Genomic DNA, 21,953 nt, shown 5'->3' with positions numbered 1-21,953 from the left:
ACGACTGAAACACGGATACAACACCTCATTATTTTAATTTAATAATGAGGTGTTTTTTATTGGGAGATGATCACACTGGGAGGAATAGTAAAAGTTACAGGTTAATTTCTAGCGCTAATAGCTCTTCAATGGTTTGACGACGTCTAATTAATTGAGGTATGCCCTGTGAAATTAACACTTCAGGAATAAGGGGACGACTATTATAGTTAGATGACATTGATGCACCATAAGCCCCCGTATCATGAATAACTAAGTAATCACCAACTTCTGCCGGAGGCAATAAACGAGGAGCAACCATTCCTCCTTCTTGCTGGGTAAACACATCACCAGATTCACAAAGAGGCCCTGCAACTATGGTTTCTTGTTGAAACTCGCTAGATTTTAATTGGCCGTATTTATCTAATAATGTGATTTGATGGTAACTACCATACATAGCTGGGCGCATTAAATCACTAAACCCTGCATCCACCAGCACATAATGACGATTTCCCATCGACTTAACCGCCCTTACTTGTGACACTAACACGCCAGACTCAGCCACTAAAAAGCGTCCTGGTTCAATTTCCAGTTCAATATCATGCCCAAGGTGTTGCGCTATACGTTGACGCGCACTATCCCATAAAGAGAAATAGTGGTTTAAATCGACTCTTTTATCTCCTTGCTGATAAGGTGTTGACAATCCCCCACCGGCCGAGATGGCTTTAATATCAACATTAGAGGTGAGTACTTGCTCAACCATTGCATCACAGACACTCGCTAAATGTTGATAATCAACCCCTGAGCCAATATGCATATGGAAACCAACCAAACTCAAATTGTATTGATTAATTACCGCTAATGCTTCTGGCACATCTTCATACCAAATACCATGTTTGCTATTTTCCCCACCCGTATTGGTCTTTTGGCTATGTCCATGACCAAACCCAGGATTTATTCTTATCCACACCGCGTGCCCTTGATGACGTTCTCCAAGTTGGCGAAGCATATCAATAGAACCTGCATTAACCGGAATATCTAATTCAACCACACGTTCAATCGTTTTTTCATCGAGTAAATCGGCGGTAAAGATAATTTCACTACGCTCGCGACCACCTTGGAAACCGGCAACCAACGCCCGCTCAATTTCACCTAGTGAGACAGAATCAACTTTAACGCCCTGCTGTTTCATTAACCGTAAAATATGAATGTTAGAGCAGGCTTTTTGTGCAAAACGAACCACATCAAAGGCTTTTAATTGCTCAATATGTTCAGAAATAGTCTCACCTTGATAGATCCATAATGGCGTGCCATAAGTTTGTGCTAATTGAGATAGGATCGCATTGTTGGATATTGTCATCATTTTTTACTCAGCAATGTAGGGTGAATAAAAATATTATTAAGCAATTAAAGCGGGAATAAAAATATCAAATTAGCTATAGTCTATTCATCTGTGATATAGGATAAAATTTATGAAAACTCCATTTAGTTGGCGACATATTGAAATTTTTCATGCAGTGATGACCACACAAAACCTAACCGAAGCGGCAGATTTACTGAAAACGTCTCAACCCACAGTCAGTCGCGAACTATCACGTCTTGAACAGCTATTGTCATTTAAGCTATTTGATAGAATTAAAGGTCGCCTACAACCTACCACGGAGGGATTAAGATTTTTTGAAGAGGTACAGCGCTCTTATTATGGACTTGAGCGCATTATTACCGCAGCCAATAGTATTCGCCATTTTCATCAAGCGGAATTAAATATCACCTGTTTACCGGCATTTGCTCAATCACTATTACCCTCAATTTGCCAACAATTTCTCAGCCAATATCCCGAGGTTAATTTAACGATAGTGCCACAGGAGTCTCCTTTATTAGAGGAGTGGTTATCTGCACAACATTATGACTTAGGGCTAACAGAGCACACACAAACACCTGCCGGAACCCAACAAGAAACACTGCTAACGTTAAATGAAGTCGCTATTTTGCCAAAGTCTCATGTATTAAGTAAAAAAGCATTACTACAGCCACAAGACTTTCATCAAACTCGTTTTATCAGCTTATCTGCTAATGATAGTTATCGACAACTTATTGATGCTATGTTTATTAAACAGGGGATCACTCGACAATTGATCATGGAAACACAAAGTGCGGCCTCAATTTGTGCCATGGTGAGTAAAGGCATTGGTGTTTCTATCGTTAACCCTATTACTGCCCTTGATTATCAATATAGTGATCTCTGTATACGGCCACTGAGTTTTACCATTCCATTTACGGTGAGTTTGATCACACCATCTCATCGCCCCTCATCACAACTTGTGCGCTATTTTATTGATGTGATGAAAACCACTTTAGCCAATTATCCAAAACAATTAACTCACGCGTTCACCCGATAATGACAACCAATGAGGCGAAGAGGCAAACCAGTCAACCAGAAAATCCAGTAAAACACGCACGGCTGCGGGCATATTTTGTCGGCTCGCTAACACGGCATAAATTCCCATAGGCTGTGGCTGATAATCCGCTAACAAAATTTCTAACTCACCCCGTTCAAGATAGGGTTTTGCCGAGCAGTAAGGTTGTAAGGAGACTCCGGCACCTTGCAAAGTGGCTTGCAATAACACAACCGACTCATTGGCACTTAAATTACCACCTACAGGAACAGAATAACGCTCATCACCTAAACTAAACTCCCACAAGCTACTGCCAAAAAAGCGATATGTGAGACATTGATGATAAGTCAAATCATCCGGCGTGTTAGGGATACCATGTTTAGCTAAATAATCTTTATGAGCACAAACCACAGAAAGACATTTTGCTAAAGGGCGGGCTATCAGATTAGGCTCTAAATGGTTGGTAATACGCAATGCAATATCAATACGCTCTTCAATAAGATTGACTGTCTGATTAGATATCTGCAAATCGACTGCAATAAGAGGATAAAGTTGTATAAATTCAGTTATAGCCACAGATAATGCACAATTAGCGAGTGATTGTGCCGTTGTAATACGCACCAGCCCACTGATTTGGTGACTCTCTTTGGGAATATTCGCGGGAATACGCTCGGCCATCTCTAGCAGTTGTAAACTTTGTTGATAAACTAATTCTCCCACGGAAGTCAGACTCTGCTTACGGGTTGTTCTATGCAACAAACGCACCCCAGCCCACTCCTCCATTTCATTAAGATAGCGCGTCACCATTGCTCTAGACATACCTAGATAATCAGCAGCTTTAATCATGCTACCTTGCTTAACGATGGTCACAAAAACCTCTGATGCTTTAATTTTGTCCATATTATTTGCTCGATTTATGCAACAATGTATTCACCAAAACAGGGTTTTTCTCCCATTTCATGCAACCTATTATAGAACGCATCAACATGATGGAGAAAATAAAGATGAAAAAATTACTTCCTTTAACACTTGCAACTACTGCGTTTTTCGCCACTTCTGTTATGGCAACAGAGTTAACATTAGATATCTACAATCCCGGTGATGCCAGTGTATTCCCTGTTTCATCTGAAATCATTTATGGTGATAAAGATGCTGTCTTAATCGATGCTCAATTCCAAAAAAATGATGCTCAAGCCTTAGTCGATAAAATTAAAGCATCAGGGAAAAATTTAACTTATATCTATATCAGCCATTCTGATCCCGATTTTTATTTTGGGTTAGATGTCATTACTGAAGCATTTCCAAATGCTAAAGTGATTGCCTCAGCTCCCACCGTCAAAATCATTAATGAAACCCAAGCAGGAAAACTTGCCTACTGGGGGCCTGTCCTCAAAGACAATGCCCCTAAAAAAGTTATCATTCCTGAAGTCGTTACTGGTGATAGTTTTTCTCTTGAAGGTGAAAAACTCTATATCAAAGGATTAGATAGCCAATCTCCAGAAAGAACCTATGTTTATGTGCCAAAACTGAATGCTATTATGGGTGGGGTAATACTGTCTGAAAATATTCATGTGTGGCTAGCAGATACTCAATCTAAAGCACAACGCCAATATTGGCTAGAAGCGTTACAACAGATTAAAACGTTATCACCTAAAACGGTTATTCCGGGACATTATGTTCCAAAAAGCAATTATGATATGCGTTCTGTTGATTTCACAATGAATTACCTTAAAGAGGCAGAAACTAAACTCGCTGAAACTCAAAACTCAGAACAATTTATTGCTGCGATGGAAAAAAGTTATCCTGACTTAGCAGATAAATCGAGTTTAGAGCTTAGCGCAAAAGTCCTTAAAGGAGAGATGAAATGGCCTCAGTAAGCCATGTGAACCAAGAAAATAGCACCAAAAAGCTGCACTATATTTACGATCCACTTTGTGGGTGGTGCTACGGCATTGCCCCACTTATTGAAGTAGTGAGTCACGAATACCCACATGTACTAACACTACATGGTGGGGGATTATTTACCCCGACAAGAAAAGTGACAGGGGGCGATGCATGGAAAGAGCATGTTACCCCTATCGATGAACGTATTAGCCAGTTATCGGGGCAAGTTTTTAGTCAGCAATACCGCAATAACCTCGCCAATACAGAGATGACATTAAACTCACTGATGCCAATTGCAGCGATATTGGTAGCAAGAAAAATGGGCGATAGAGATGTTATGTTATTAAAAGCGTTACAAGATGCCTATTATCTTGATGGATTAAATATTAGTGATAAAGATGTGCTATTTTTTATCGTACAAAAACTCGGGTTTGATATCACCCTTTTTTCGACGCTATTTACGCAAGTAAATGAGTATGAAATAACTCAACATATACAGCAAACTCAACAATTAATGCATCAAGTAAATGGTCGTGGTTTCCCAACGCTATGTATTGAAGATAACCAAACCTACCAGTTGATCCCAGTAGAGAATTATTTTGGCGATACAAAAAGTTGGACTTCTTTTCTAAAACAAACGCTGTAATACCTTACTGAAAATAGAGTAAATAATGATAGAGACTTGAAGGTGTAGACAAATTCTACACCTCACTCTTATTTAATATTCAGCAAGAAATATTAGCCTATTCAATACATTATTATTGTCTTTACTCTTAAAACAACTATCGCTGAAAATGCAAGGCAAGAGCCAAAGGCAATCTGCTTTATCTTCACATTAGTAAAAGCCCAAATAAGCATATAAATAACAATCCCTAATAGTGCAGCGAAAAAGAGGATATAAGGTAATAGTTCTGTTCCACACCAAGCGCCTATGGCACTAAAAAGCTTTACATCCCCGAACCCCAAAATAGCCTCTTGATATATCCAATAACCGAGCCAATAAATACTATAAAAAAACAAGCTTGCGACTAAACAGCCATAAAAAGAGCAAGTTGAAGAAATCACGCCATAAGGCGTTAAATTAAGCGTAATTCCAAAGAAAAGTAACCAAAAAGTTAAGTTATCAGGTAGCTGAAGATAATCTGCATCGAAAAACGAGAGAGTTAAGAGGTAAAAACTAAACAATAGAAATAATATTAATAATGAATAATTAGAAATAGTAAAAGACCAATAAAAACAGATAATTAAATAGACTTGCCACAATTGCTGATAACGAATAGGTGAGAGGCGTGCTAAAACAGAGGTAGAGAAATAATCGCTATACCCTTTTAAAAAGGTAAAAAAGGCCATTGTAATCATGATGTTTTGCGGTAATAACATAAATATCTATCCTTGATATTTGCGAGTTCCTAATCTAGGACTCTAAAATAGAATGCTATTACTTCCAAGCAATGGTTGTTTTATCATATTGCAAACATGAAGTTTTACGACAAATCTCGCAAATAAAATCCAGCTATAATGATAGAAAAAGCCACCTGATAACTTGCATGAGCTAATGGCATGCGTATGATGCATATCACAATATCTTGTTTATCATGGTTAACATTTTACGTAAGGGTTTCACGTTATGCGTATTCCTCGCATTTATCATCCAGAGCCACTCAGTGCAGGTACACAAACTTCATTAGCAGAAGAAGCTGCAAATCACGTTGGACGAGTATTAAGAATGTCAAAAGGCCAAAAACTGGCACTTTTTGATGGCTCCAATCAAGTATTTGATGCTGATATTATCGAAAGCAGCAAAAAATCAGTGATTGTGCAGATTAATGAAGGACAAATGGATGATAGAGAATCCCCACTTGATCTCCATTTAGGCCAAGTACTTTCACGTGGTGAAAAAATGGAGTTTACTATCCAAAAGTCCGTTGAATTAGGTGTTAACACTATTACTCCGCTGATCTCTGAACGTTGTGGTGTTAAACTAGATCCTAGTCGTTTAGAAAAAAAGCATCAGCAATGGCAAAAAATTATTATCTCAGCCTGTGAACAATGTGGCAGAAATAAAATTCCACAGCTTATGCCGGTGATGTCATTAGAGGCGTGGTGTGCCCAAACGGATGATAGCTTAAAACTTAATTTACACCCTAGAGCAAGCCAAAGTATTAATACCTTGCCACTTCCAGTTAAAAAAGTACGACTATTAATTGGCCCTGAGGGGGGATTATCCCCTGAAGAAATTGCCATGACAGCAAAATACCATTTTACTGATATTTTATTAGGTCCTCGTGTATTAAGAACTGAAACAACAGCACTCACCGCAATCACCGCTTTGCAGGTTCGGTTCGGCGATCTGGGATAAAGGAGAAATAATGATTAAATTAGGTATTGTGATGGATCCTATTTCATCCATCAAAATTAAAAAAGATACCAGCTTTGCCATGTTACTCGAAGCACAGCGCCGTGGTTGGGAAATCCATTATATGGAAATGAACGATCTTTATCTTAATCAAGGTGAAGCCCGTGCTCACACACGTCTGTTAAGTGTAGAAGAAAACCCTGAAAAGTGGTTTGAATTTGGTCAAGAGCAAGATATTGCGTTAGGCTCCCTTGATACCATTTTAATGCGTAAAGATCCCCCATTCGATACCGAATTTATCTATGCTACCTATATTCTTGAACGTGCTGAAGATATGGGGACTTTAATTGTTAATAAACCACAAAGCTTACGTGATTGTAATGAAAAACTCTTTACAGCATGGTTCCCTTCATTAACGCCAAATACATTAGTCACTCGAGAAGCCAAACACCTTCGTGCTTTCCATGAAAAACATGGTGATGTGATTTTTAAACCACTTGACGGTATGGGTGGCGCTTCTATTTTCCGCCTGAAAAAAGATGATCCAAACGTCGGTGTTATTATCGAAACCTTAACAGAGCACGGTCACCGTTTCTGTATGGCTCAGAATTTCTTACCAGAAATTGTTGATGGTGATAAACGTATTCTGGTAGTTGATGGAGAGCCGGTTCCTTATTGCTTAGCCCGTATCCCTGCCAAAGGGGAAACCCGTGGTAACTTAGCTGCAGGTGGCCGTGGAGAAGCGCGCCCATTAACAGAAAGCGATTGGGCAATTGCACGCCAAGTAGCACCTATCTTAAAACAAAAAGGCCTTATTTTTGTTGGATTAGATGTTATTGGTGATCGTTTAACGGAAATTAATGTTACAAGCCCAACTTGTGCACGTGAGATTGAAGCAGCTTATCCTGAGGTTTCTATTACAGGTATGTTAATGGATGCTATTGAAGCTCGCCTTAACAAGAAAAACTAATTTTTAAACGATGTGTTTTAAGGTTTAAAAGTCTTTACCTAGCCCTTATATTAAACATTATCAATAGGGCTAGGTTTTTTAATAAAAACAATCAGAGAACAGTATTACTATTATGAATTTACTCAACCATTTTCTTATTGCTATGCCATCATTAAGCGATCCGCTCTTTCAACGCTCGGTCGTCTATGTTTGCGAACATAATGAAAACGGTGCAATGGGTTTAGTTATTAATAAGCCGATTGAAGATATCTCTATTGAAAGTGTCTTAGAGCAGTTGGAGATATTCTCAGCAGATAGAGATAGTGCGATTAGCTTACAAAAACCGGTTATGTCTGGTGGCCCTGTAGCGGAAGAGCATGGTTTTATCTTACACACCCCTGTTTCTGGTTTTAGCTCAAGTATTAAAATCAGCGATAGCACCATGATCACCACATCAAAAGATGTGCTAGAAACATTAGGCACAGCAAGACAGCCTGAAAAAACCTTAGTCTCATTAGGATATTCCAGTTGGGAAAAAGGCCAGCTTGAGAGAGAAATTTTAGAAAATAGTTGGCTTACCGTTGAAGCAATCCCACAAATCATTTTTGATACCCCAATTGCAGAGCGTTGGCATAAAGCCGCCGAACTAATTGGTATCGATATCCACACAATTTCACCAACGGCTGGTCATGCATAATGTCAAATAGAACGGTAATGGGGTTTGATTTTGGCACCAAAAGTATTGGAGCCGCAATAGGTCAAGAAGTTACAGGGACAGCAAGGCCATTAGCCTCCTTTAAAGCTAAAGATGGTATTCCAGATTGGAGTCAAATCGAAAAAATCATTAAAGAATGGCAGCCGGATTTAGTGGTGGTGGGTTTGCCTCTTAATATGGACGGTACAGAACAGCTAGTGACTACCCAAGCCAAAAAATTTGCTAATCGCTTACATGGACGCTTTGGCGTACAAATCGCCTTACATGATGAGCGCCTTAGCACAGTAGAAGCCCGTGCTCACCTTTTTGAACAAGGGGGGTATCGCTCTTTAGATAAAGGCAGTGTTGATGCAACTTCTGCCGTTATTATTTTAGAAAGCTGGTTTGAACGGCAGTATTAATTTTCTTCATTGATGTGCTCATTGAGCAAACCTTCATATTGACGTTGTTGGCGACTTAAAGTGAAGGTTTGCATGCCATATTCAAACCCAGTTTGCATTAATGTCGTCACTTGATGATATTTCCCTTCTCTGATCAGATGTGCAATCCCCTGCGTCATATACATCACTTCAAACAGGGCAACACGCCCGCCTTGTGTTGCTGGAACCAATTGCTGAGAAATAATTGCTTTTAAGCTTCCAGCTAATTGTGCCGAGATCCATTGTCGTTCATTGGATGAAAATACATTAGTGACACGCTCTAACGTTTGAACAACGCCTTGCGTATGTAATGTTGCTAGTACTAAATGCCCCGTTTCAGCCGCAATTAATGCCATTTTAATACTTTCTAGATCTCTTAATTCCCCTAGCATAATTACATCGGGATCTTGACGTAATGCGGCTTTTATTGCACTCGCTATATTTTGTACATCGCGCCCTATTTCACGTTGTTGGATAATGCTTTGCTTATTGGTGTAAATAAACTCTATTGGCGCTTCCAAAGTAAGAATATGCTGACGCTTATGCTGATTGAGATAATCAATCATCGCTGCTAATGTGGATGATTTACCACTCCCTGTTGCTCCCGTCACTAAAATAAGTCCATTAGAAACATTATCTAATAATGCAGTGATTGATTTTGGTACGCGTAGTGATGTTAATGTCGGGAGCTGTGAATTTATCACTCTTAGTACTGCGGATATCCCTAATTGTTGGCGAAATAAATTCACTCGTAAGCGCTGCCCCTCAGCAAGAGTTATCGCCGTATCAACTTGCCCCTCCTTACCAAAAAATTGCAATTGCGCTGTGGTCAGATAAGGTGTTATCCATTTGAATAGCGTATCAGAAGTAATAGGTTTACATTGATTTTGTTGATAAAGTACGCCATTGATCCGTAATCGTGGCACATCGCCACAACAAAGGTGCAGATCGGAAGCATTATGCTTTACACTATATATAATTAATTTTTCCATATTCATCTTATTATCTCCTGAGTTGCCATGAATACTATTAAACAGAATCTCGTCAATGTCAGGTCTCACATTGACACCGCAGCGCAAAAATGCGGACGTTCTCCAGACGAAATAACTCTACTTGCAGTTAGTAAAACTAAGCCTGTGAGCGATATCGAAAAAGCAATTGCATGTGGACAAACTGAATTTGGTGAAAACTATGTGCAGGAAGGTGTAGATAAAATCAGCTATTTTGCTGAAAACAAAAATTTAGTTTGGCACTTTATTGGCCCATTGCAGTCCAATAAAACACGTCTTGTTGCTGAACATTTTGCCTGGTGCCATACCATAGATAGATTAAAAATAGCGCAAAGATTAAGTGATCAACGTCCAACTAAGTTACCGCCACTCAATGTTTTGATCCAAATAAATATTAGTGATGAAAACAGTAAATCAGGGATCTCTCTTACCGAGCTTGATGGCCTTGCTGCACAAATATCCATTCTGCCAGGGATCAAACTGCGCGGACTAATGGCTATTCCTGCCCCAGAAAATGACTATAACAAGCAAGTCGAGGTACTAGAAAAAATGCATCAGGCATTTAAACAGTTACAAAATCAGTACCCCGATATTGATACATTGTCGATGGGAATGACTGGTGATATGGAAGCAGCAATTGCCTGTGGCTCAACACTGGTACGCATTGGAACGGCCATTTTTGGCGCTCGTGATTACGCCAATAAATAAAAAAGAGGTTAAATTAGTATGGAACATCGCAATATCGCTTTTATTGGTGCTGGAAATATGGCACACGCTATTATTGCAGGACTGATTAATGGTGGTTATCCCGCAAAAAACATTACGGTAAGTTCACCTTCTGAGGTTCGACGTGAGCCTTTAGAAAAAGAGTTTGCCATACAGAGTACTTGCGACAACATCAGTGCTGTTGAAAATGCCGATGTCATCGTATTAGCCGTCAAACCGCAAATGATGGCTGAAGTTTGTAAGCCATTACAACATATCGATTTTAGTCAAAAATTAGTACTAACCATTGCCGCGGGTATTCCAGCTTCTCGTTATAATGATTATTTAGCCACTTCGCTACGACTGATCCGCATCATGCCAAATACCCCAGCACTGGTTGGCAAAGGGTTAAGCGGTATGTTTGCTCAAAACACTATTACCCCTGAAGATAAACAATTTGCTGATGCGTTAATGAAAAGTGTCGGTACGACGGTTTGGGTAGAGCAAGAATCAGCTATCAATGATATTATCGCCGTTGCGGGTAGTGCGCCTGCTTATTTCTTCTTGTTTATGGAATCTATGCAACAAGAAGCCGAGCGCTTAGGTTTTTCAGCCGACGTAGCAAGAGCTATTGTACAACAAGCAGCCAGTGGCTCTACTGCATTAGCTGAAAAACAAAATAGCTTACCTTTTTCAACATTACGTGAACAAGTAACGTCAAAAGGTGGCACAACAGCTGCAGCATTGGCACAATTCTATGCAGGTAAATTACCTGAGAATGTTGCTTTAGCGATGCAAGCGGCGATTAAACGAGCGCAAGAAATGGAAAAACAGTTTTAATTTCATCAGGGCCAACTAATGAACTTTTTAAATTTCGTCATTCTGACTCTTATTCAACTCTATATTTCCGTGCTACTACTTCGTGTATGGATGCAATGTGTAAGAGCTGATTTTTATAATCCGTTTTCACAATTTGTGGTTAAAATTACCCAACCTGTTGTGCGTCCATTAAGAAGAATTATCCCCTCTATTGGCTCTATTGATAGTGCTTCGGTCATCTTGGCATATGTTTTAGTGTTATTAGAAATTATCCTCCCTTCTTACTTATCCGGAGCAGGTGGTGCTATTCCGTTTTCTTTAGTCCTACCCTTCGCATTTATTGAATTACTCACCGCAGCAGGTAAGATTATTTTTTGGATGATTATCATCCGTGCAATTCTCAGTTGGGTCAGTCAAGGACGTAATCCTATCGATCATCTGCTCTTCCAATTAACTGAGCCTTTAATGGCCCCTATTCGCCGTGTTATTCCGGCAATGGGAGGATTAGATTTCTCAGCCATGATTGTTATCCTGATCCTTTATGCCCTTAATTATTTACGTGTAGATGTTTTACAGTGGCTAATCAACATGACACTTTACTAAGGAAGATAATATGCAAAAAGTGGTTCTTGCTACTGGAAACCCCGGTAAAGTAACAGAGTTAGCCTCATTACTCGCTGATTTTGGTTTAGATATTGTCGCACAAACTGAGCTAGGTGTTGGCTCAGTTGAAGAAACAGGTCTTACTTTTGTAGAAAACGCACTAATTAAGGCGCGTCATGCTGCCAAAGTAACAGGTTTACCGGCTATAGCTGATGATTCGGGGATCTCGGTTGATGCATTAGGTGGTGCTCCGGGCATTTACTCTGCTCGTTATGCTGGTATTGAGGCAACCGATCAGCAAAATGTAGATAAATTACTCGAAGCAATGAAAGATGTTCCCGCAGAGAAACGTCAAGCTCAGTTTAACTGTGTGTTAGTTTATCTACGCCATGAAAACGATCCCACTCCTCTGATTTTCCATGGTATTTGGCAAGGTGTGTTAACTCAAGAAATGCAAGGTGATGGTGGATTTGGTTATGATCCTATTTTCTTTATCCCTGAGCTAAATTGCACTGCGGCACAATTAACCAGAGAGCAAAAAAATCAATACTCTCACCGTGGTAAAGCACTAAAACTAATGTTGGATGCACTTAAGAATGCTTAAGTTACCACCATTAAGTTTGTATATTCATATTCCTTGGTGTGTACAAAAATGCCCTTATTGTGATTTTAATTCTCACACCTTAAAAGGCGAAGTTCCACATCAGGAATATGTGCAACATCTGCTCAATGATTTAGATGCTGATCTTACTCATGTTGGCTCTCGTGAAGTGCAAACTATCTTTATTGGTGGTGGCACGCCAAGCCTATTAAGTGCTGAATCAATGGCCGATTTACTGTATGGCGTAAAAGAGCGCATAGCCGTTGCTCCTGATGCTGAAATTACGATGGAAGCCAATCCTGGTACGGTTGAAGCTGAACGATTTGCCGGTTTTCAACGGGCGGGAATTAACCGTATATCCATTGGCGTACAAAGTTTTGGTAATGATAAACTGATCCGCTTAGGGCGCATTCATGATGCCGATGAAGCTAAAAATGCCGCGAGACTAGCAAAAGAGTTAGGCTTACGTAGCTTTAATCTTGATTTAATGCATGGCTTACCTGACCAATCATTATCTCAAGCACTCTCAGATCTACAGCAAGCAATCGCTTTATCTCCCCCACATCTTTCTTGGTATCAATTAACTATTGAACCCAATACACAATTTGGCTCCCGTCCGCCTAAATTACCTGATGATGATATGTTATGGGATATTTTTTCTGAAGGTGACAAATTACTTACCGCAGCAGGATATCAACAATATGAAACATCGGCTTATTGTAAGCCAGGTTTTCAATGTCAACATAACCTAAACTATTGGCGTTTTGGGGATTATTTAGGTATTGGCTGTGGTGCTCATGGAAAAATAAGTTTTGCCGATGGCCGAATTATGAGAACGGTAAAAACCAAACATCCTAAAGGTTTTATGGCAGGACGTTATCTTCACCAGCAAAATTGGGTTGATAATGATGACCGTCCATTTGAATTTTTTATGAACCGTTTTCGGTTATTAGAAGCTTTTCCTCGGCAAGATTTTAGCGACTACACGGGGCTTGCACAAGAGACTATCCGTAGGCAAATTGATGAAGCACTCGCATTAGGTTATATCAGTGAAACAGAAACCCATTGGCAGATAACGCCCCACGGTAAACTGTTTCTTAATTCATTACTTGAACTCTTTCTTTAATACGATAATTCACTTATTTCGTTAATAAACAAATGCCCATACTGTTCATTTACACTATGGGCATAATTTATTTATCGGCGCTTATAACCACTATCACTGATTTTAAAGTGCACTTTGCACCGCTTCAATTTGCTGAGTAAGACTTTCTAATCCACCACCAGAGAGATACCAAAGATCAGATTGCAGATAAACAATACCACCATTTTTATAAGCAGAAGTTGTTTTCACTTCATCATTTTCAAAGGTGTTTTTCTCTAATTTACCGGCACCAATGGCTTCACTGCGATCGATAATAAAAATAACATCCGGATTTACTTTGGCGATCATTTCAGAAGTAACCACGCGACGTTTGCCTTTCTCTTCTTCAGCAACAGGTGGTAATTCTGCTTTCTTCGCTTTAACCACATCGTAAATCACGCTTTGGTTATTGGGCATTAAATTGCCTGCATTGTGCAGTAAGACCAACACTTTTTTATCTGATCCTGCCGCTTTTTTCTGAGCCTGTTCAATCACGGTATTCAATGTTGCTAATTGTGCTTGAGTAGCTTGTTGCTTATCAAATAATTCACCTATTAATTGAATATTCGCTTCCACTGAATCAAGATAATTCGCACTATTTGCGCCTAAATTAATCGTGGGGGCAATGTTTGTGAGTTTCTCATAAGAAGCGCCTTGACGACCGGTAATAATAATTAAATCAGGTTTAAGCTCAGCGAGTTTCTCAAAATCAGGGGCTTTCATTCCCCCAACATTAGCTACATCATTCGCAATACGCCCTTTAATATATTCAGGTGCATTTCCTAATGGTAAACCAACCACTTTATCCGCTAAACCTAATGCAACTAAAGAGTCATATAGACCAAAATCAAATAGTACAACCTTAGACGGATTTTTAGATACTGCGGTTTCACCTAATAAGTGCTTGATAACAACTTTATCATTTTGCTGTTCAACAATTTGATTAGGCTGGTATGTAACTGAGGTATTACTTAATGCAGAAAAACTGCTAACTGACAGAAGAGAGGCAGTAACTAACGCAAGGATCTTTTTCATGAATTTAGCCCTGTTTAAGTGGAATACTTAAGCAGGGCATTCTAAACAGCTTACTTTACATGTCAATCGAATAAGAATGATTTTCATTGTTATTTTCAACTATTGTGAATCAACAATCTATAACTCTTATTTACTATAAGGATAAAGCTATTTGTTTAGTGAATTTATCAATTCGACACGTTGGTTTTCCATTTGGGTGATTTTATTACATGCCTGCTGCCCAAATTGATTAAATGAAGCTTCTTGTTGCTTCCACTCTTTTCCGATGATTTGTTGAAAACCATCAAGATTACCTAATAATCCACTTAAGGCTTTTTTCCTATCACCACTCGCAGCAGCTAGTAATTGTTTTTGACCTAATTCATTAATGCTATCTTGCAACATCCCCCCAAGGCTACTCTCAATTATTTCTCGCCCTTTGGTTTCGACCTGTTTAATCGCTTGAGCATGGAATGTGACATTATCAGGCTTGAGCGAAATAACAGTATCCATTTGTTGATTAAGATTTTTTTCTAAGTCACTTAAGCGCTTTAAAATACGGCTATCTTGCCCAAAGGCTTCAATAACAACTTTATCCAGTACTTTTCTTGACTCTTGTAATTTAATTCCCGTCTCTTTTCTTAACCAAGGGATATCTTGCCTAACTGTCGCTTGATATTTTTTTGCAATAGCTTGTTGCTCAGGGGTTAGTGTGACGCTCTTTTCATCGCGCAGTAACGTGCCATCGGGATAAATAACAAGTAAACCATTAGAGCCGGCCACTTCAACAAATTCAGGTGTAATACGTAAATCATCTTTTGGCGTGACAGCACAGTCAAAACTGGGTGCAGCAGTGGCTGAACTTGCGACAAAAACCAATGCAACGACCAACTTTTTAAATCCCATAATCGCTCTCCTAGAAGCGTATTGAACTACTTTTTTTACCTAACATTGCGCATTATTGGCGTCTACAGCCACTTAAAATATTGAGCGCCCTACTTTGTTTGCTAATAATTCAAGGGCAGCACACCCCGCCAATGAGTTACCAGATTTATCCAGCTCTGGTGACCATACTGCTACGGTAAAGGCATCAGGAACCACAGCAATAATACCGCCTCCCACCCCAGACTTACCGGGAATACCGATACGGAAAGCAAACTCTCCCGCACCATCATACATACCACAAGTTAACATTAACGCATTTATTTGTCGGGCTTGTCTTGGCGTAATAATCTGATTTTTACTTCCAACACATATTCCTTGATTCGCTAAGTAGCTAAAACAACGAACAAGCTCTACACAACTCATTTCAATCGAGCAATAGTGAAAATAGGTTTCTAATACGGTGATAACATCATTATCAAAATTATCAAACGATTTCATCAGATAGGCAATGGCAGCATTGCGACTTAAATGTTCCATCTCTGATTTTGCCACAACGGTGTTATAGCAAATATCAGCTGTATTCGTCAGTGCACGAATAACTTCTAACATTCTCTGTTTTGGCGCGCTTAATCGCGATTGCAACATATCCGTAATCACTATCGCTCCAGCATTGATAAAAGGATTACGTGGTATCCCTTTTTCCATTTCTAACTGGATTAACGAATTAAAAGGTAATCCTGAAGGCTCTTTGCCTACTCGTTGCCAAATCTCGCTTTCATCATAACGTGTTAACGCAAGGGTTAAGCTAAGTACTTTTGATATAGACTGAATAGAGAAACGTTTATCGGCCATACCCGCTTGATAAAGCTCACCATCAACCGTATACACGGCCATAGCCAGTTGATTAGCAGGTACTTGAGCGAGAGCAGGAATATAATCTGCTACTTTTCCTTGCCCAATTAAAGGACGAATTTGTTGCAATATATCTGACAATAATGCGTTAGATAACGTTGTAGTCACAGCTGATTCCCTAGACAGACAAGGGCATCCTGTTGGATGCCCTTGTGATTATTTGCTAAAAATGTATAACTTTTTATTAGTCCCACCAAACGTCAAATAGTTCAGAGGTCTGTACATCTTGCATATTTTTTTCTTTTAAGTAGTTTTCTACTAATTGACGATGCTCTTCGGTACATTTGCCAATTTTTTGTAGACAGATCAGGCCTTCCCAACTCAGATAACCACTCGCATCAAATGCCAGCCCATTTGGCTCTATCACATTAAGGATAAAGTCATCAACAAAGCTGTCGACCTCCTCAATAGGGGTATTTTCTGGGAACGTCCATTTAACTGAAAAACCTAATTCCTGAAATTCATCGATACGCATTTTTTTGCGTAAACGGCGACTACGCTGTTTAGCCATTATTTTACCCTCTTAAACATAAGATCCCATACTCCATGCCCTAAACGATGACCGCGTTGTTCAAACTTAGTCACGGGGCGTGTTTCTGGTCGTGGTACATAATCCTGAGTTTCTGATAAGTTCTGATATCCATCAACACTTGTCATAACTTCAAGCATATGTTCTGCATAGGGTTCCCAATCTGTTGCCATATGGAAAACACCGTTTGGCGCTAATTTAGTTAAAATTAACTCTGCAAATGGTACTTGCACAATACGACGTTTATTATGACGCGCTTTGTGCCATGGATCAGGAAAAAACAACTGAACCATCTGTAAACTATTATCTGGGATCATGTGATTGAGTACTTCTATCGCATCATGACACATAACTCGCAGATTTGAGATATTCTCTTCTTGTGCACTGGCAAGGCAAGCACCTACACCGGGGGCATGTACCTCAATACCAAAGTAATTATTTTCTGGCGAATTTTTTGCCATAGTCACCAACGAAGCGCCCATTCCAAAACCAATTTCTAAAACAACAGGGGCGTTACGTCCAAAAACCTGACTGAAGTCGATAGGTTCCGGTTGATATTCAATGCCAAAGATAGGCCATTGCTTTTCTAATGCTTGTTCCTGACGAGGAGTTAAACGGCCTTGTCGGCGAACAAAACTACGAACGCGTCGTAAAGCACGCCCTTCTTCATTGAATTCCGGAGAAATTACATTCTTGATCATGTCTAATACTGTCAGTCGTTAGGCCAATTATTAACTTAATAACGTTATAATGTCGTTATAGTATACATTTAAGCGACATTATCCAAAGATAGCCAATTTTAGCAAGAGTCACCTATATAAGCATCACTCTATAAGATAAATATTAAGGGTGTTTACAGTTTATGCTCTCTGTGGTGCAATCTTACCCTTATACAGATCTGAGTTAAAAATAAAATATGATGGAAGCACAGCAGTTCTCGCAAGTCGTACTCGACTGGTATCACAAATACGGGCGCAAAACATTACCTTGGCAACAAGAAAAAACGCCTTATCACGTTTGGTTATCTGAGGTGATGTTACAACAAACTCAAGTTGCCACGGTGATCCCTTATTTTGAGCGTTTTATTGCGCGTTTTCCGAATGTTAGCGCATTAGCGAAAGCGCCACTTGATGAGGTGCTACATTTATGGACGGGTTTAGGTTATTACGCCCGCGCCAGAAACTTACATAAGGCGGCACAACACATTGTAGATAAGCATCAAGGACAGTTTCCTGATACCTTTGAGGACGTTTGTGCTTTACCGGGTGTGGGACGCTCTACAGCAGGGGCTATTTTATCGCTATCACTAAAAAAGCCTTACCCTATTCTTGATGGCAATGTAAAACGTGTTTTAGCGCGTTGTTATGCTGTAGAAGGTTGGCCGGGTAAAAAAGAAGTTGAAAATAAATTATGGGAAATCAGTGAACAAGTCACCCCAACCAAAGGGGTTGAATATTTTAATCAAGCAATGATGGATTTAGGGGCAATGGTTTGTACGCGAACAAAACCAAAATGCGAACTTTGCCCTTTAAATACAGGTTGTATTGCTTATGCTCACCATAGTTGGGCGGATTATCCGGGGAAAAAACCTAAAAAGGCTATTCCGGAAAAAACAACTTATTTTCTTATTTTACAATATGATAATCTGGTCTGGTTAGATAAAAGACCACCAGCAGGAATATGGGGAGGACTGTTCGCCTTTCCTCAGTTTGAAACAAAAATGCTTTTAGAACAGTGGCTAGCTGAACATGCTCTTGAAAATAACAAAACTGAGCAATTAATTTCATTTAGACATACTTTTAGCCATTTTCATTTAGATATAGTACCAATTTGCGTAAAACTCTCCACGTTTACTTCTCTGATGGAGGCGCAACAAGGACTTTGGTATAACTTACAAACCCCGGCAAGCGTAGGGCTTGCGGCACCTGTAGAGAATTTACTTAGACAATTAGCCTAAGCTAATACCGGCGATATTTGAGGATTTATTATGAGTAGAACTATTTTTTGTACTTTCCTAAATAAAGAAGCGGATGGACTTGATTTTCAGTTATATCCAGGAGAGCTTGGAAAACGCATTTTCAATGAGATTTCTAAAGAAGCTTGGGGTCAATGGATGGCAAAGCAAACCATGCTTATCAATGAGAAAAAACTCAACACAATGAATCCTGACGATCGCAAATTATTAGAACAAGAGATGGTAAAATTTTTATTTGAAGGCCACGATGTTCATATTGACGGCTACACACCACCTGAAAAATAATATCCATTTTCCAGAGCCATTACGGCTCTGGAGTTTTATTCACCAGAGCGATGCAATAGACCATGAAAAAAATCCTTCTCTTGCTGATTATCGCCCCTCTACTCATCTCATGTAGTAGTAAACCCACTAAAACTTTTGAGCCTGATTACAGCAAAGACACCAATGCATTCGATATATTAATGGGACAATTTGCCAATAATATCGAGATGATTTGGGGAATGCAGGAAGTATTAATCGCAGGCCCTAAAGACTACGTAAAATATACGGACGCTTATAGAACTCGTAGCCATATTAATTTTGAAGCGGGTACTATCACTATTGAAACCCTAGGGGGTGACGCGCCTCAATTCCAATTACATAAAGCGATTGTCACGACATTGCTTATGGGAGAAGATCCCGGCTCTATCGACCTCTACTCTGATGTAAATAATATTCCCCACAGTACAGAGCCTTTTTTATTAGGACAAGTACTTGATAATACAGGGCAGCCTATACGCTGGGAGTGGCGAGCAAATAAATTTGCAGATTATCTAATTGCCAATAAATTACAAAAACGTCAATCAGGGCTGAACACTATTTGGTATGTCACTATTAACTTAGTACCTAACCACTTAGATAAACGTGCACATAAATATTTACCTTATGTACAACAAGCCGCGGCCAAGTATGGTGTTGAACCTTCCCTGATCCTTGCCATTATGCAAATTGAATCCAGCTTCAACCCCTATGCGGTAAGTAGCTCAGATGCACTAGGTTTAATGCAAATTATGCCAGCAACAGCCGGACGAGATGTATTTCGTATGCAAGGTAAATCAGGGCAGCCAAGTCGCAGTTACTTATTTGATCCGGCAAATAATATCGATGTTGGTACAGCGTATATCTCGATATTACAAAATAGCTACTTAGGTGACATTAAAGATCCCGTTTCTCGTCGCTATGCGGTGATACAGGCTTATAATGGTGGTGCGGGTAGTGTCTTACGCATCTTCCACAGTGATAAGAAAAAAGCAGCCGCGATGATTAATAACTTAGCGCCAACGGAAGTTTATACGACATTGCGCAATAAACATCCGGCCGACCAATCACGGCGTTATCTTGAAAAGGTAAGCACCGCACAACGTAACTATCGTTAACCATTATTATGTTTAAAAATAAAGCTTACCCAATCAATTTGGGTAAGCTTTTTTTGTTATCAGTGCCCTACTTTTGTTCACTTCGCTACATTTTTTCTTTATTGCTCTGCGACAACAAAAATCACTTCAGTACTCTTTTTACTCATTTTGTGAAAAAAAGAGTCTTTTATTAATCAATGAGATTAAAAAAACAGCGATTGAACAGTTTTGTGATAAATAACGTTGACGAAGACGGTGAGATCGGGTTTAATACGCCCCGTTGCCCGGATAGCTCAGTCGGTAGAGCAGGGGATTGAAAATCCCCGTGTCCTTGGTTCGATTCCGAGTCCGGGCACCATCTTTCCTTTCGGAAATGGTGTAACCGTTTCCCTAGCACGGTCGCTGGAAGTGAGATCTCCAACGCTCGGTTAAAACTTGAATTTCAGTTGTAATCACGTTCATGACTTCTCACGTGGTTGACAATGATTTATCAAGTAAGGGTGTTTTCCTAGAACACCCTTCTCAATCAAATCCAGCTTATACACAAAGTTGATAAAATAGTCAACTTTGTGTAAATATTTTTTATTTATATCACATCCTCTGTCTTTTTGATGCTAGCCTTGTAAGTTCACCACCTAATCCCATTGTTAAAAACTCACCTAACTCATTCTCCAAGATCCTGACTGTACTGTATGCATCCAGAGCAATATATTCCATAGTTGAAGAGAGACTACGGTGTCCTAACATCTGTTTCGTCAATTGCATATTACGTTCAGGATGTTTCATTAATGTCGTCGCCAGTGTATGTCTGAAACGATGGGGACTGACATGAAATCCACATTCCTTTGATAAACGACGGAAAAAAGAACGTATCGTCTGACTGAGTGGAGTTTCAGAGCGGGATAGTCGTTTATGATAAAGACGATGAACATCAAACAAAATATCGTTTTTATCCGCCCCGTGACAACGCATTTCCTCAACCAAGGGCGCCAGTAAACAACGTAGTGGCTGAACAAAAGCAATCTGATATTCCCGGTGATTTTTACTGCTTTCACTGCGCAATGTGATCGTACACTCCTCAAAATCCAGATCGCCAATATGCAGGTTAATCAGCTGGTTAAAACGAATAGCCGTCAGCCTCAGCGTTTCCAGCACAGCAAACCAGAATCGAGTGGGATAAACCGCACATGCCTGAAAGTGAGCCTGATCAGGTGGCAGCATATTTTCCTGTTGCTGAAATTGTTCCAGAATACGATAAATCGTTCTCAGTTGTGATTGTGTATAGACTTTTTTCTGTTTTTCACCTGGTTCAATTTGTGTTTCTGAGAACGGGTTTTCTTTAAGTGAAACAATCCCTTTTTTGATCCAATAATTATACAGAGACTGCATATGCCTGGTTTTTGTGTTCCATGTCCGTTCCCGGACTTTCTGAATATTCAGCTCATTTCTTCGCCATCTCAGCACATGCTCATGTGTCACTTCATCCGGTAGCGGTAACGCATTTTCACAAACTCCGCAATAACGCAGAAAAAGACGTACCATCTTACGGTATGTTTTCTCCGTATCCGGCCGTAATACTTTATTGTAAAAGTAATTACTCAGCATTTGCTCCCATACATCCACTTTCTGCTGATGTTCATCAGAACTGTGATTATCTTTCATAA

25 protein-coding genes and 1 tRNA gene are annotated in these 21,953 nt (G+C 39.6%); 16 read left to right on the top strand and 10 right to left on the bottom strand.

The window, feature by feature from the left end; translation table 11 throughout:
* Nucleotides 1-94 precede the first annotated feature (94 nt).
* Complete coding sequence (gene lysA, locus AACQ49_RS16090) at nucleotides 95-1,339, bottom strand: diaminopimelate decarboxylase (protein WP_161779169.1); 1,245 nt, start codon at nucleotides 1,337-1,339, stop codon at nucleotides 95-97.
* A gap of 109 nt (nucleotides 1,340-1,448) precedes the next feature.
* On the opposite strand from lysA, the gene AACQ49_RS16085 reads away from it, so the two are divergent.
* A complete protein-coding gene (locus AACQ49_RS16085) occupies nucleotides 1,449-2,375 on the top strand; it encodes a LysR family transcriptional regulator (protein ID WP_161779168.1) in 927 nt (308 codons plus the stop codon).
* Here the strand turns inward: AACQ49_RS16085 and AACQ49_RS16080 are convergent.
* Nucleotides 2,352-3,272 carry a LysR family transcriptional regulator gene (locus AACQ49_RS16080; RefSeq protein WP_004244813.1) on the bottom strand — a complete coding sequence of 307 codons (921 nt, stop codon included), beginning with the start codon at nucleotides 3,270-3,272 and terminating at the stop codon, nucleotides 2,352-2,354. The two genes, AACQ49_RS16085 and AACQ49_RS16080, sit on opposite strands and share 24 nt — an antisense overlap.
* A 104-nt stretch (nucleotides 3,273-3,376) precedes the next feature.
* Between AACQ49_RS16080 and AACQ49_RS16075 the strand changes: the two genes are divergently transcribed.
* Together AACQ49_RS16075 and AACQ49_RS16070 are read left to right on the top strand one after the other, a co-directional pair.
* Nucleotides 3,377-4,249, top strand: coding sequence for an MBL fold metallo-hydrolase (locus tag AACQ49_RS16075; RefSeq protein WP_004247385.1), 873 nt, complete (start codon nucleotides 3,377-3,379; stop codon nucleotides 4,247-4,249).
* On the top strand, nucleotides 4,237-4,902 hold the full coding sequence (locus tag AACQ49_RS16070; RefSeq protein ID WP_094959638.1) for a DsbA family protein: 666 nt from the start codon (nucleotides 4,237-4,239) through the stop codon (nucleotides 4,900-4,902). Before AACQ49_RS16075 ends, AACQ49_RS16070 begins: the two co-directional genes overlap by 13 nt.
* A 101-nt stretch (nucleotides 4,903-5,003) precedes the next feature.
* Here the strand turns inward: AACQ49_RS16070 and AACQ49_RS16065 are convergent, their stop codons facing one another.
* Nucleotides 5,004-5,636 (bottom strand): prepilin peptidase, encoded by a 633-nt coding sequence (locus AACQ49_RS16065; protein WP_060555293.1) that lies wholly within the window; start codon nucleotides 5,634-5,636, stop codon nucleotides 5,004-5,006.
* A 247-nt stretch (nucleotides 5,637-5,883) separates the two neighbouring features.
* Between AACQ49_RS16065 and rsmE the strand changes: the two genes are divergently transcribed.
* The 4 genes from rsmE (at nucleotide 5,884) to ruvX (ending at nucleotide 8,677) form a co-directional block, all read left to right on the top strand.
* Complete coding sequence (gene rsmE / locus AACQ49_RS16060; RefSeq protein WP_004244819.1) at nucleotides 5,884-6,615, top strand: 16S rRNA (uracil(1498)-N(3))-methyltransferase; 732 nt, start codon at nucleotides 5,884-5,886, stop codon at nucleotides 6,613-6,615.
* A gap of 10 nt (nucleotides 6,616-6,625) precedes the next feature.
* A complete protein-coding gene (gshB, locus tag AACQ49_RS16055; protein ID WP_004244820.1) occupies nucleotides 6,626-7,582 on the top strand; it encodes a glutathione synthase in 957 nt (318 codons plus the stop codon).
* Nucleotides 7,583-7,694: 112 nt separating this feature from the next.
* Nucleotides 7,695-8,258 (top strand): YqgE/AlgH family protein, encoded by a 564-nt coding sequence (locus tag AACQ49_RS16050; protein WP_049210105.1) that lies wholly within the window; start codon nucleotides 7,695-7,697, stop codon nucleotides 8,256-8,258.
* Entirely contained in the window at nucleotides 8,258-8,677 is a 420-nt protein-coding gene (ruvX, locus tag AACQ49_RS16045) for a Holliday junction resolvase RuvX (protein ID WP_004247382.1), read from the top strand. The genes AACQ49_RS16050 and ruvX overlap by 1 nt, the downstream gene beginning before the upstream one ends.
* Here ruvX and AACQ49_RS16040 read toward each other — a convergent pair.
* Entirely contained in the window at nucleotides 8,674-9,693 is a 1,020-nt protein-coding gene (locus AACQ49_RS16040; protein WP_135091632.1) for a type IV pilus twitching motility protein PilT, read from the bottom strand. The genes ruvX and AACQ49_RS16040 overlap by 4 nt on opposite strands.
* A 21-nt stretch (nucleotides 9,694-9,714) precedes the next feature.
* Between AACQ49_RS16040 and AACQ49_RS16035 the strand changes: the two genes are divergently transcribed.
* Genes AACQ49_RS16035 through hemW form a run of 5 tightly spaced genes read left to right on the top strand, consistent with a single transcriptional unit; the run spans nucleotide 9,715 to nucleotide 13,559 of the window.
* A complete protein-coding gene (locus tag AACQ49_RS16035) occupies nucleotides 9,715-10,413 on the top strand; it encodes a YggS family pyridoxal phosphate-dependent enzyme (RefSeq protein WP_049199026.1) in 699 nt (232 codons plus the stop codon).
* Between the two features lie 18 nt (nucleotides 10,414-10,431).
* On the top strand, nucleotides 10,432-11,250 hold the full coding sequence (proC, locus tag AACQ49_RS16030) for a pyrroline-5-carboxylate reductase (protein WP_004247380.1): 819 nt from the start codon (nucleotides 10,432-10,434) through the stop codon (nucleotides 11,248-11,250).
* A gap of 18 nt (nucleotides 11,251-11,268) precedes the next feature.
* On the top strand, nucleotides 11,269-11,832 hold the full coding sequence (locus AACQ49_RS16025; protein WP_161779167.1) for a YggT family protein: 564 nt from the start codon (nucleotides 11,269-11,271) through the stop codon (nucleotides 11,830-11,832).
* A 10-nt stretch (nucleotides 11,833-11,842) separates the two neighbouring features.
* Entirely contained in the window at nucleotides 11,843-12,436 is a 594-nt protein-coding gene (locus AACQ49_RS16020; protein ID WP_004244829.1) for an XTP/dITP diphosphatase, read from the top strand.
* Nucleotides 12,429-13,559: a radical SAM family heme chaperone HemW gene (hemW, locus tag AACQ49_RS16015; RefSeq protein ID WP_004244830.1), complete on the top strand. Its 1,131-nt coding sequence runs from the start codon at nucleotides 12,429-12,431 to the stop codon at nucleotides 13,557-13,559. Before AACQ49_RS16020 ends, hemW begins: the two co-directional genes overlap by 8 nt.
* Before the next feature lie 102 nt (nucleotides 13,560-13,661).
* Here the strand turns inward: hemW and AACQ49_RS16010 are convergent, their stop codons facing one another.
* The 5 genes from AACQ49_RS16010 to trmB form a co-directional block, all read right to left on the bottom strand.
* Nucleotides 13,662-14,612, bottom strand: coding sequence for a siderophore ABC transporter substrate-binding protein (locus AACQ49_RS16010; RefSeq protein ID WP_004247378.1), 951 nt, complete (start codon nucleotides 14,610-14,612; stop codon nucleotides 13,662-13,664).
* Nucleotides 14,613-14,759: 147 nt separating this feature from the next.
* A complete protein-coding gene (locus tag AACQ49_RS16005; RefSeq protein WP_161779166.1) occupies nucleotides 14,760-15,497 on the bottom strand; it encodes a DUF2884 family protein in 738 nt (245 codons plus the stop codon).
* A gap of 72 nt (nucleotides 15,498-15,569) precedes the next feature.
* Nucleotides 15,570-16,496 carry a glutaminase B gene (gene glsB / locus AACQ49_RS16000; RefSeq protein ID WP_004247376.1) on the bottom strand — a complete coding sequence of 309 codons (927 nt, stop codon included), beginning with the start codon at nucleotides 16,494-16,496 and terminating at the stop codon, nucleotides 15,570-15,572.
* Between the two features lie 76 nt (nucleotides 16,497-16,572).
* A complete protein-coding gene (locus tag AACQ49_RS15995) occupies nucleotides 16,573-16,899 on the bottom strand; it encodes a YggL family protein (RefSeq protein WP_004244834.1) in 327 nt (108 codons plus the stop codon).
* The gene (trmB, locus tag AACQ49_RS15990) at nucleotides 16,899-17,618 is read right to left on the bottom strand and encodes a tRNA (guanosine(46)-N7)-methyltransferase TrmB (RefSeq protein WP_004244835.1); all 720 of its coding nucleotides are present in this window, start codon (nucleotides 17,616-17,618) and stop codon (nucleotides 16,899-16,901) included. Before trmB ends, AACQ49_RS15995 begins: the two co-directional genes overlap by 1 nt.
* Nucleotides 17,619-17,833: 215 nt before the next feature.
* On the opposite strand from trmB, the gene mutY reads away from it, so the two are divergent.
* From mutY to AACQ49_RS15970, 4 genes are all read left to right on the top strand, one after another.
* The gene (gene mutY, locus AACQ49_RS15985; protein ID WP_036919900.1) at nucleotides 17,834-18,874 is read left to right on the top strand and encodes an A/G-specific adenine glycosylase; all 1,041 of its coding nucleotides are present in this window, start codon (nucleotides 17,834-17,836) and stop codon (nucleotides 18,872-18,874) included.
* 30 nt (nucleotides 18,875-18,904) lie between these two features.
* Nucleotides 18,905-19,177, top strand: a complete 273-nt coding sequence (locus AACQ49_RS15980; protein WP_161779165.1) for an oxidative damage protection protein — start codon at nucleotides 18,905-18,907, stop codon at nucleotides 19,175-19,177.
* 62 nt (nucleotides 19,178-19,239) lie between these two features.
* A complete protein-coding gene (mltC, locus tag AACQ49_RS15975; RefSeq protein ID WP_004244838.1) occupies nucleotides 19,240-20,310 on the top strand; it encodes a membrane-bound lytic murein transglycosylase MltC in 1,071 nt (356 codons plus the stop codon).
* A 261-nt stretch (nucleotides 20,311-20,571) separates the two neighbouring features.
* Nucleotides 20,572-20,647, top strand: a tRNA-Phe gene (locus AACQ49_RS15970).
* Between the two features lie 233 nt (nucleotides 20,648-20,880).
* Here the strand turns inward: AACQ49_RS15970 and AACQ49_RS15965 are convergent.
* Entirely contained in the window at nucleotides 20,881-21,951 is a 1,071-nt protein-coding gene (locus AACQ49_RS15965) for a tyrosine-type recombinase/integrase (RefSeq protein ID WP_000654298.1), read from the bottom strand.
* Nucleotides 21,952-21,953 lie beyond the last annotated feature (2 nt).

Source organism: Proteus sp. G2675, assembly GCF_963886535.1.
In the GTDB taxonomy this organism is placed as follows: Bacteria; Pseudomonadota; Gammaproteobacteria; order Enterobacterales; family Enterobacteriaceae; genus Proteus; species Proteus mirabilis.
The sequence above is the reverse complement of the archived record's forward strand: the minus strand, read 5'-3'. Positions and strand labels throughout refer to the sequence as shown.